Source organism: Fredinandcohnia onubensis (assembly GCF_002734285.1).
GTDB lineage: Bacteria > Bacillota > Bacilli > Bacillales > Bacillaceae_L > Ferdinandcohnia > Ferdinandcohnia onubensis_A.
In genome coordinates, this window is the sequence record NZ_NSEA01000018.1 from 40,645 (window position 1) to 51,178 (window position 10,534).

Sequence of the window (10,534 nt, forward strand, 5' to 3'; positions counted from 1 at the left end):
TTTTGGCTAAAAGTGATGGATACTTGAGATATATTTCATTATTTCTTTTAATTCAAATATTGAAACAAAAGGTGGCGAGCTATACTATTAAATTAAAGCTTCTAATTGGTTGTTTTAGATTGAGGAGGGTAGCCATGGATAAGAAAAAAATCATTATGTTAAGTACAGGAGGGACAATTGCCAGTAAACGAAATCCAGAAACGGGGCTATTAACAGCTGGTGTGATGTCTGGTGAAGAACTATCTGAAATGTGTGATCTCCCTTCATATATAGATGTTGATGTGATATCTGTCTTTCAGATACCTAGTAATCATATGACGTTTGGTCATTTAATTACATTGAAGGAAAAGATTGAAGAAGTCTTTGAAAGCCCAGATATAGATGGAGTCGTAGTCACCCATGGTACGGATACATTAGAAGAAACGGCATATTTCTTAGATTTAGTTATCGCTGATGAAAGGCCAGTTGTGATCACTGGTTCACAGCGGGGACCTCAAGTGAATGGAACGGATGCTTTTGTTAACTTGCGCCAATCCATTCTATTAGCTACATTTCAAGAATGTAGGGGGCTTGGAACGGTTGCTTTATTTAATGAGCGGATTTTTTCTGGGCGATACATTAAGAAAAAACATGCTTCAAACGTAGATGGATTTACGTCTTTTGGCTTCGGTTACCTAGGAATTGTGGATCAAGAGACAATATTTATCTATCAAAAACCGGTAAAACGAGAAACTTATACTTTAAAAACCTCATTACCTACTGTTGAACTCGTAAAAACCTCACTTGGTTCAGATGGTAAGTTTATAGATTGTGCCGCAGATTATGGGGCTAAAGGAATTATTGTAGAAGCCCCTGGTAGGGGTCATGCACCACCTTACATCATCGAGAGTGTAAAAAGAGCGGTTGAAAAAGGAATATATGTACTTCTTACAACAAGTGCTGAGGAGGGGGAAGTAAAGACGGTTTATGACTTCCCAGGAAGTGCTTGGTCCTTACAAAATGCGGGGATCCTATTAGCAGGTGATTATGACAGCAAGAAGGCCCGAATTAAATTAGCGGTTCTGATAGCTGCCGGTATTAAAGATATAAATGAAGGTCATTTTCATCATTAAATTCTGAAAGAGGATAGGTTTATTTGTTATTTGCAAAATATGCAAATACAGTGGACCTGTCCTTTTTGTCGGTTTTAGTAGTAGTTTGTAACATTTTGGGACGAGGGACCTGTCCCCTTGTCCCACTAACTGGCAAATTATTGGCTCAGGCATGTTTTGAGCGGATAGAGGGTGGTTTGATGTGATTAGCTTACTTTGGTAGCGTTTACACTCGCTAATTGAATCATATGCATATGACTTTCCGAGATACCCTTGATAATGGTTTTAAAGATGTTACGATAAATACGTTGTTAAAATTTTTACCACAAGGGAGACATTTGATGTTACATGAAAAAACAATCGTTTTTATAGGGGCAGGATCAATGGCAGAGGCAATGATTTCAGGTATTGTTGCAGCTGGAAAAGTCCCTTCGAATCAGATTTTTGTTACCAACCGTTCGAATACAGCACGACTACAACAACTTGAAGAAACTTATAAAATTAAAGGTTTAACAAGCCAACAACTAAACCTACAAAATATCGATATGATCGTCCTCGCAATGAAACCTAAAGATGCAGAAGTTGCATTACAGTCCATCAAAGATTCACTTCAACCGAACCAACTCGTTTTATCCGTTTTAGCGGGTATTACCACAACCTACATGGAGCAGCATTTACCAGCGGGGCAACAGGTGATTCGTGTGATGCCGAATACATCTAGCATGATTGGAGAGTCTGCAACAGCAATTTCGGCTGGTTCCTCGACTACTACTGAAAATATGTTGCTAGCAAAAGACCTACTTGAATCAATTGGAGAAGTTTACGAAATCCCAGAAGACCAAATGGATGTGTTTACGGGAGTAGCGGGTAGCGGACCTGCCTATATTTATTACCTAATGGAGCATATGGAAGCAACAGTGAGAAAAGCAGGATTACAAGAAAAAGTGACAAGAGATATTATTGCTCAAACGATTGTCGGGGCAGCAAAAATGATTCAGCAACAGAATGAGACACCGACCACATTACGAGAAAATGTGACTTCCCCAAATGGTACAACAGCTGCAGGTTTGGCAGCATTAGATAAAAATGGTGGCGGTAAGGCGATCTCACAAGCTATTAAGCATGCGGCAAAGCGTTCCCAGGAAATCAGTTCACAGCTTGAAGGTGCTACTGAGAAAAAAGTTCAAGCTGTTTAACATAAGCATATAACCCTTTTACGGGCGATAAGCGCTTGTAAAAGTATTATCGTCCGGCAATCAAAATCAAAAACAAAAACAGATAAGGATTGATCGGATGTCCATAGAAAAAAGAGTTGTTATTAAGGTCGGAAGTAGCTCGTTAACGAGTCGTCACGGAGAAATTAGTAAGATAAAACTAGAAAAACTGACGAATGAAATTGCCGAGCTGAAGGATGCAGGGCACGAGGTTGTCCTTGTATCATCAGGGGCAGTCGCTGCTGGATATAGAAAGCTTGGCTGTCTTAAACGCCCAGATTCATTGCCGGAAAAACAAGCAGCTGCATCGATTGGTCAAGGATTATTAATGGAATCCTATTCCCACCTCTTCTTATCACACGGATATGTAGCTTCGCAAATCTTGATTTTAAGAAGCGACTTTTTGGATGAATCACGTTACCAAAACGTTCGCAACACATTGAACGTTTTATTAGAACGGGGGATTATTCCTATCGTTAATGAAAATGATACGCTTTCGACAGAGCGTTTGAACTTTGGTGATAATGATACATTGGCGGCTAAAGTAGCTGGATTAGTGGATGCCGACCAACTGGTCATTTTATCTGATATAGATGGTCTATATGATAAAAACCCGACGGCACATGAGGATGCTAAGCTAATTGAGCGAGTGTCTGAAATTACAGATGAAATCGAGAATGCTGCGGGTGGTTCTGGAAGTGCTGTTGGTACAGGTGGCATGAAATCTAAAATTGAAGCCGTGAAGATTGCAATGGCTTCTGGGATTTCCACCTTTTTAGGAAATGCAAATAAAGAAAATATCATCGTGGATGCTGTGGAAGAAAAGGCGACGGGTACGTATTTTGATTGTAAAAAATCTGTGACTATACTTAATCAAAAGAAAAAGTGGATAGCCTTTCACTCAGGATCCAAGGGAGAAATAATCATAAATGCCGATGCTACAGAGAGAATTGTGAAGAACAGAAAGAGCCTACGGCTAAAGGAAATTCTTCAGGTCGAAGGTAGGTTTGAAAAAGGCGCTGTTGTCCGTGTAGTGGATTTGGATGAAGAAGAAATTGCCCGAGGATTGGTGAAAATCTCTTCAGAGGATTTGGAACGGATGCTACAGTCTCAAACAGATCAAGTATTAGATTCGACTGTCATTATGGAAATGGGAGATTTTGTTTGCCATATTGATGCACCAATCACAATCGGAGTTTAACTTTATTCAGTAGGTAGCCCGACTGAATAAAGTCAAAGCCTCCGGCGGATGCCACAGATTTTTAGAGGTAGTTTTTCGAGCGTAAGATTAAAGACTAAGAACGCCACTTCCTGTGGCAACGTCTTTATGACCCACATCGTGTGGGCCTAAAATCTGGGCGGTAAATACGCCAAGGCGCATTTGATTAAAGGAGGAATTAGGTGACTTTAGTAAAAGAAAATGTAGATATTAGAAATCAAGCCCGTGAAGCAAAAAAAGCGGCTAAACAAGTAGGTATTCTATCAACTGACGATAAAAACAGGGCATTATATATATTAGCTGAACATTTGGAAGCAAGCTTTGAAACCATTTTAGATGCAAATAAGGTTGATTTACAAAAAGGTAAAGACGCCGGATATTCGCCAGCATTCATGGATCGACTTACCCTTTCAAAGGAACGTATCTTTGATTTTGCAGAGGGACTTCGCCAAGTTGCTGCTTTGGAGGACCCCACAGACCAAGTCATCTCAGATTGGACATTAGAAAACGGCCTACAGGTGAAAAAAGTAACCGTACCTTTGGGTGTTATCGGGATGATTTATGAGGCACGACCGAATGTAACGGTTGACGCAACTGGGCTCGCGTTGAAATCAGGAAATGCGATTATTTTAAAAGGCGGCTCATCGGCGATTCACACAAATAAAGCAATCGTTGAGGTTATTCAATATGCACTTGAACATACGATGATACCAAGGGAAGCTGTTCAATTTATTGCAAGTACGGATCGAGAAGCTACAGGGCAGCTATTTACGATGAAGGAATATATTGATGTACTTATCCCACGCGGCGGGGCATCTTTGATTCAAACGGTTGTTAAACAAGCGACAGTACCTGTACTAGAAACAGGTGTTGGAAACTGCCATGTCTATATTGACTCTGAAGCGGATGTCAATAAGGCGTTGCCTATCCTTGTGAATGCAAAAACGGATCGCCCAGCTGTTTGTAATGCTGCGGAAACAGTCCTTATACATAAGGATTGGTTGCTAAAGCATAAGGACGCCCTTGTGAAGACATTACAGGAACATTCTATTACAGTGCATGGGGATGAGCAGTCACTATCAATTATCCCAAACGCTATCCCGGCAGGTGAAGAGGATTGGGCAAATGAATACTTGAGTTTGCACATTGCGATGAAGGTCGTTGAAGATGTGCACGAAGCAATTGACCATATTGAACAGTATGGAACAAAGCACTCAGAAGCGATTATTACAGAAAATCAAGAAACAGCAAATGTGTTCATGAAGCTTGTCGATGCATCTTCTCTTTATCACAATGCTTCAACTCGATTTACAGATGGTGGAGCCCTAGGCTTTGGAGCGGAGATCGGCATTTCAACTCAAAAGCTTCATGCACGTGGACCAATGGGACTACCAGCATTAACTACAGTAAAATTCTTAATGACCGGAAATGGGCAAATAAGATAATAACGAAACACGGCAGAATGATAAAGATTCTGCCGTGTTTTTGAGTGAAAGGGAAAAGTTCATTGTCCCTAAAAAAATCTACTTAGTAAATAGGCAATCCATTTGCAATGTGGATGATTCCGGATGTTTTCCAGTAGTCCTTTTATAATGGCAGGGCTAAATGTTCGTTCATCCACCTGTTCTTTCAATAGCTGCAGGGATTCCTTTTCAATGGAATCCTCCATTTCTTTTACTTTCTCCTCAATTATCGAAGTCAATTGTTCCTTCGTGACCTCACCCTGCGTAGATGATTCCATAAGCTCTTTTTTTAGAAAAGGAAGGGTCATACCATGAGCTAATAAATCTGTTTTTTCCACTAGGGACTGACAAAGGAGGTCAATATCCAACGGAACAAGCTGATACAAAAAGAGCTCCGAATACATTCTCATAAAACCTTTTATACAATAAAGTAGGTCATATTTTATATGCTCCGCTTTTTCTCCATAAATGCGGTCAATCATCAAAAGAATCACTGTATTACCTAGTTTGTCATAATAATGCATTTTAAGAATTAGTTTTTCGTTGAGAGACTGTGTATACTCTTTCATTAATATATTCGCAAACTGAGAGTGTTCTTTAAATGACTGGAAGCTTACATAATAATATTCAAACAGAAGATTTTCTGTATCTTTTTTGTTTTTGACTAAGTGGTCAATATCAGAAAAAATTTGCTCCATAAACTGGTCGATTAGGGCGATGATTAGTTCATCTTTTGACTTGAAAGAGAGGTAGAAAGCTCCCTTTGAAATCCCACACTGATCAGTTATTTGTTGTACGGATGTTGCCTCAAAACCTTGCTTTGCGAAAAGCTCAAGCGCCTTTTCCATTATAAGTTTTTTTTTCACCATTTCGTGGTTCTCTCCCGTTTTCTTTTATTGACAAATGACTGATTGGTCATTATTATAAATAAATGGGTTTAATAAGTCAATCTAGGGTAGGTGTAAGTGTGAGAGGTATAGCCAACTTTGTATTAAAAAACAAACTAGCAGTTTGGTTATTAACGATTATTATAACGGTATCTGGAATATATTCAGGTACACAAATGAAGACAGAAACGATTCCAGATATATCGATTCCTTTCCTAATGGTTATGGATGTATATCCTGGTGCAACTCCTGAACAGGTAATGGAAGATGTCTCGATGCCAATTGAAAAAGCGGTTGAAGGACTTGATGGGGTTAAATCTGTTTATTCCAATTCCTATTCGAACATGGCTAATATTCAAGTTGAATATGAATATGGTGAGGATATGGATGAGGCAAAGCGTGCCCTCCAATCTGCGTTAGATGCAGTTACATTGCCAGAAGCTGCACAAGAGCCTGTTATTACAGCAATTAGTATGAATATGATGCCGGTTGTGGCATTAAGCGTAAGTAGTACAACAGAAGATATTGTGGAATTAACATCAACAGTAGAAGATGTTTTGCTTCCTAAGATTGAAAAGCTTGATGGGGTTGGTTCTGCAACAATCACAGGCCAACATATTGAAGAAGTACAACTTACTTATAATAGTGAAAGAATGGCTGAGCTTGACTTAAAAGAGGATTCAGTCAAACAGATGATCCAAGCAAGTGATATGTCAGTATCACTAGGACTTTTTGAATTTAAAGAAGGTGAACAAGCTGTTGCGATTGACGGAAAGTTCATGACAGCAGATGAGTTAAAGGAAATGTTAATTCCTGTTACACCTACTGAAAATAATCCACAGCCATTCGTGAAGCTTGGTGATATTGCTACAATTGAAGAGGTTGGACGTGTTCAATCCGTATCTCGTACGAACGGAAAAGATGCCATTGCCATTCAAATTGTTAAAGAGCAGCAAGCTAACACAGTGGATGTGGTAAACGAAGTAAAGGAGCTTATTGATGACGAGCAGGAAAGAGTTGAAGGTCTCGTTATTGATGTTTCACTTGACCAAGGAGAGCCAATTGAAAAATCAGTTGCAACAATGGTAGAAAAAGCACTATTTGGTGGTTTGATCGCGGTCTTGATTATCCTGCTTTTCCTTCGAAATTTTAGATCAACAATTATTTCTATTGTTTCAATTCCAGTTTCAATTTTTATGGCATTATTGCTACTGAAGTGGATGGATATTACGCTAAACTTAATGACACTAGGAGCAGTTACCGTTGCAATTGGACGTGTAATTGATGACTCCATCGTCGTTGTTGAAAATATTTATCGAAGATTACATTTAAAAGAAGAAAAGCTAAATGGTCGTGCCTTAATTCGTGAAGCAACGCTAGAAATGTTCAAGCCAATCCTCTCCTCCACGTTAGTTACGGTTGCGGTATTTGCACCGTTAATTTTTGTAGGCGGTATGGTTGGAGAATTGTTCATGCCGTTCGCATTAACAATGACTTTTGCTTTAGGGGCTTCCTTGCTAGTTGCGATTACAATCGTTCCTGCTTTATCACATACGTTATTTAAGAAACAGCTCTATGTGGAAAAAACAGAGTCAAAGCATAAAGAAGTAGGTAAGCTTGCAAACTGGTATAAAGGCATTTTAAATTGGTCACTAAATCATAAAATTATTGTGTCTGTCCTGTCAGTATTATTATTGGTCGGTAGCTTAGCATTAACACCGCTTATTGGTTTTAGTTTTATGGGTAGTGAAGAAGAAAAGGTAATGTATCTAACTTACACGCCAGGTACTGGTGAGTTAAAAGATGAAACCTTAGATAATGTTGCAACGGTTGAAGAAGAGCTATTAAAACGAGAAGATATTGATATTCTTCAGGTTTCTGTTACGGAAAGCGGCGACCCAATGGCAGCGATGATGGGAGGCGGCGGTGACGGTGCGCTCATGTACCTCATATTTGATCCGGAAATGGAGAACTTCCCAGAAGTCCGCGAAGAAGTCGAAGAGTATGTGTTTAATATTGGCCAATCAGGTGAGTGGAAGAGCCAGAATTTCTCTTCTATGTCAATGAGCACAAATGAAGTAAGTTATACATTATACAGTGAAGATTTAGATAAGCTTTATGATGCAGTTGATATGGTTGAAGGTGTCATGAAAGATGCAGACGGCTTAGAGGATGTATCGTCAAGTGCTGAGGATGCATATGTAGAGTACACTTTCAATGTTGAGCAGGATGAACTGTTACAATTTGGACTTACAACTGGTCAAATTGTGATGATGCTAAATCCAGACCGCTCACAAGAGGTTATCACAACTGTTGAAAAAGACGGAAATACATTAGAGGTTGTTGTTCAGCAGGAAGAAGTAGCTACACCTGAATCAATAGACGATCTTCTTGCAACACAAGTACCAACAGCAGTGGGTACAACTATGCCTCTATCTGATTTAGTAACGGTTAAAGAAGGTACAGCCCTAAATACACTTGCTCGTAGTAAAGGTGAGTACTATGCTTCCGTTTCAGGAACTATTATTGGCGATGATATTTCAAAAGTGACAGCTAAAGTTGGAGAAGAAGTTGATGAGCTAGACCTTCCAAAAGGCGTAACACTTGATATTGCCGGCGTTCAAGCAGACATGGTTGAAACATTTACTCAACTAGGTCTTGCGATGCTCGCAGCGATTGCCATTGTGTACTTCATCCTTGTTGTAACATTTGGTGAAGGAGTTGCACCGTTTGCGATTCTATTCTCCCTTCCATTTGCGATTATTGGTTCGTTTGTTGGATTATTGATAGCAGATGAAACCATTTCGGTATCGGTTATGATGGGTCTGTTGATGTTGATCGGTATAGTGGTTACAAACGCCATCGTTCTAGTAGACCGAATTATTCATATGGAACGTGATGGATTAACAATGCGTGAAGCTGTTCTTGAAGCTGGTGCAACACGTTTACGTCCAATCTTAATGACAGCAATTGCCACAATGGGTGCGTTAATTCCGTTATTATTTGGCGAAGGTGGCGGAGGTTTAATTTCGAAAGGACTTGGTATTACTGTTATCGGTGGACTCGCAAGTTCGACTCTATTAACACTTCTAGTCGTGCCAATCGTCTATGAAATTTTGTCTAAAATCTTTAAGAAAGACCGTAAAAACATTCAAGAAAACTAATTCTTTTGGCCCTACAAGGTTATACATATCTTGTGGGGCTTTTTGTATTGGAAGTCATATTTGTGTTCGGCTAAAAAATTTATGTGAATATGTGTTGACCTTAACGTTGCGTAAGGGTGTAAATTGAAATTATCAGGGGGTGATGAGATGGAGTATACGGTACAAAAGCTAGCAAAACTAGCAGGAGTAAGCACAAGAACTTTAAGGTATTACGATGAAATTGGAATTCTTAAGCCGGCAAGAATCAATTCATCGGGCTACCGAATTTATGGCCAAAATGAAGTCAATCGTCTTCAACAAATTCTTTTTTACCGTGAACTCGGGGTCAATCTAACAGATATCAAACAAATAATGACCAATCCTGCCTTTGATGAATCCAAAGCACTCAAAGAACATCGAGAGCAGCTCCTTGATAAACGAAAAAAAATCGATCTACTCATTGCCAATGTCGAAAAAACAATTGCGCAAAAAGAAGGGAGAGTTAGTATGTCTGACCAAGAAAAATTTGAAGGCTTCAAAAAGAAAGCCCTCGAGGAAAATGAGAAAAAATACGGAAAAGAAATCCGTGAAAAATATGGCGATGAAACAGTTAAACAATCAAACGAGAAATTCATGAATATGTCTAAAGAGGATCATGAGGCGGTGACCCGTCTTTCCGAGGAGTTAATGGAGACTTTGAGTAATGCGATGAAGACCGGCGATCCAGCCGGAGAACTTGGCCAGAAAGCGGCTGAATTGCATAAGCAGTGGATTATGTATTTTTGGCCACAATATAGTAAAGAAGCACATGCAGGCTTGGCGCAAATGTATGTCGATGACGAGAGATTCACAGCTTATTATGACAAGGAACAGCCAGGAACCGCAGAATTCTTGAGAGATGCGATATTTGCGTACACAGGGCAAAAGAGTGAATAGGGTGTATGAGTTTTTTTGGGGTGAGATCTTAGAGGTCTCGCTCTTTTTTTTTGTGTTTCAGTTCGTACGTTATTGTGTAGGAATTTACCTGAGTGTTACCAGAATGTAGTGTTTCAATCCGAACAGAAAGTGTGGGTATCAACTGTTTGGTATCCGAGAAGAACACTACTTGCGACAGCGAGAGTGGGAAGTTGTCTGAGTTGAGTCAGAATAGAGCAATTATTGCGAAGCGAGAGCCAGAAAACGTCTGTGATGAGTCGGAAAGAAGTGTTGATTGTGACAGCGAGAGCAAGAAATTGACAGAATTGAGTCGGAATGAGGTGTTGATTGAGACAGCGAGCACAGGAAAACGGCAGAATTGAGTCGGAATGAGGTGCTGATTGCGACAGAGTGAATGGGAATCGGCAGAGGTGAGTCAGAATAGAGTGCTGATTGCAACAGCGAGCACTGAAAAATGGCAGAATCGAGTCAGAATTAGGTGCTGATTGCGACAGAGGGGGTAGGAAACCAGCAGAGGTGAGTCAGAATAGAGAGGTGATTGGGACAGAGCGAGTAGGAAATCAGCAGAGGAGAGTCAGAAT

8 protein-coding genes are annotated in these 10,534 nt (G+C 39.9%); 7 read left to right on the forward strand and 1 reads right to left on the reverse strand.

All coding sequences use genetic code 11. The features are described from left to right. The first annotated feature begins 134 nt into the window (after positions 1–134). The 4 genes from CKJ95_RS17270 (at position 135) to CKJ95_RS17285 (ending at position 4,969) form a co-directional block, all read left to right on the forward strand. Positions 135–1,112, forward strand: a complete 978-nt coding sequence (locus CKJ95_RS17270; RefSeq protein ID WP_099354692.1) for an asparaginase — start codon at positions 135–137, stop codon at positions 1,110–1,112. A gap of 320 nt (positions 1,113–1,432) precedes the next feature. Next, entirely contained in the window at positions 1,433–2,287 is an 855-nt protein-coding gene (proC, locus tag CKJ95_RS17275) for a pyrroline-5-carboxylate reductase (protein ID WP_099354693.1), read from the forward strand. A 97-nt stretch (positions 2,288–2,384) separates the two neighbouring features. Next, complete coding sequence (gene proB, locus CKJ95_RS17280; protein WP_099354694.1) at positions 2,385–3,506, forward strand: glutamate 5-kinase; 1,122 nt, start codon at positions 2,385–2,387, stop codon at positions 3,504–3,506. A 200-nt stretch (positions 3,507–3,706) separates the two neighbouring features. Further along, positions 3,707–4,969, forward strand: a complete 1,263-nt coding sequence (locus tag CKJ95_RS17285; RefSeq protein WP_099354695.1) for a glutamate-5-semialdehyde dehydrogenase — start codon at positions 3,707–3,709, stop codon at positions 4,967–4,969. 68 nt (positions 4,970–5,037) lie between these two features. Here CKJ95_RS17285 and CKJ95_RS17290 read toward each other — a convergent pair whose 3' ends face one another. Then, a complete protein-coding gene (locus tag CKJ95_RS17290) occupies positions 5,038–5,856 on the reverse strand; it encodes a TetR/AcrR family transcriptional regulator (RefSeq protein ID WP_099354696.1) in 819 nt (272 codons plus the stop codon). 98 nt (positions 5,857–5,954) lie between these two features. Here CKJ95_RS17290 and CKJ95_RS17295 point away from each other — a divergent pair, with 98 nt between their 5' ends. The 3 genes from CKJ95_RS17295 (at position 5,955) to CKJ95_RS23510 (ending at position 10,315) form a co-directional block, all read left to right on the forward strand. Beyond that, positions 5,955–9,038: an efflux RND transporter permease subunit gene (locus CKJ95_RS17295; protein WP_099354697.1), complete on the forward strand. Its 3,084-nt coding sequence runs from the start codon at positions 5,955–5,957 to the stop codon at positions 9,036–9,038. A gap of 147 nt (positions 9,039–9,185) precedes the next feature. Then, positions 9,186–9,953: a MerR family transcriptional regulator gene (locus CKJ95_RS17300; RefSeq protein WP_099354698.1), complete on the forward strand. Its 768-nt coding sequence runs from the start codon at positions 9,186–9,188 to the stop codon at positions 9,951–9,953. Positions 9,954–10,153: 200 nt separating this feature from the next. Further along, on the forward strand, positions 10,154–10,315 hold the full coding sequence (locus CKJ95_RS23510; protein ID WP_180271565.1) for a hypothetical protein: 162 nt from the start codon (positions 10,154–10,156) through the stop codon (positions 10,313–10,315). The last annotated feature ends 219 nt before the right edge of the window (positions 10,316–10,534 follow it).

Excerpts from the sequence above, each read along its gene's own strand:
- proB (WP_099354694.1), top strand. The coding sequence starts at position 2,385 with ATGTCCATAGAAAAAAGAGTTGTTATTAAGGTCGGAAGTAGCTCGTTA.
- proC (WP_099354693.1), top strand. The coding sequence starts at position 1,433 with ATGTTACATGAAAAAACAATCGTTTTTATAGGGGCAGGATCAATGGCA.
- CKJ95_RS17290 (WP_099354696.1), bottom strand. The coding sequence starts at position 5,856 with ATGGTGAAAAAAAAACTTATAATGGAAAAGGCGCTTGAGCTTTTCGCA.
- CKJ95_RS17300 (WP_099354698.1), top strand. The coding sequence starts at position 9,186 with ATGGAGTATACGGTACAAAAGCTAGCAAAACTAGCAGGAGTAAGCACA.
- CKJ95_RS17270 (WP_099354692.1), top strand. The coding sequence starts at position 135 with ATGGATAAGAAAAAAATCATTATGTTAAGTACAGGAGGGACAATTGCC.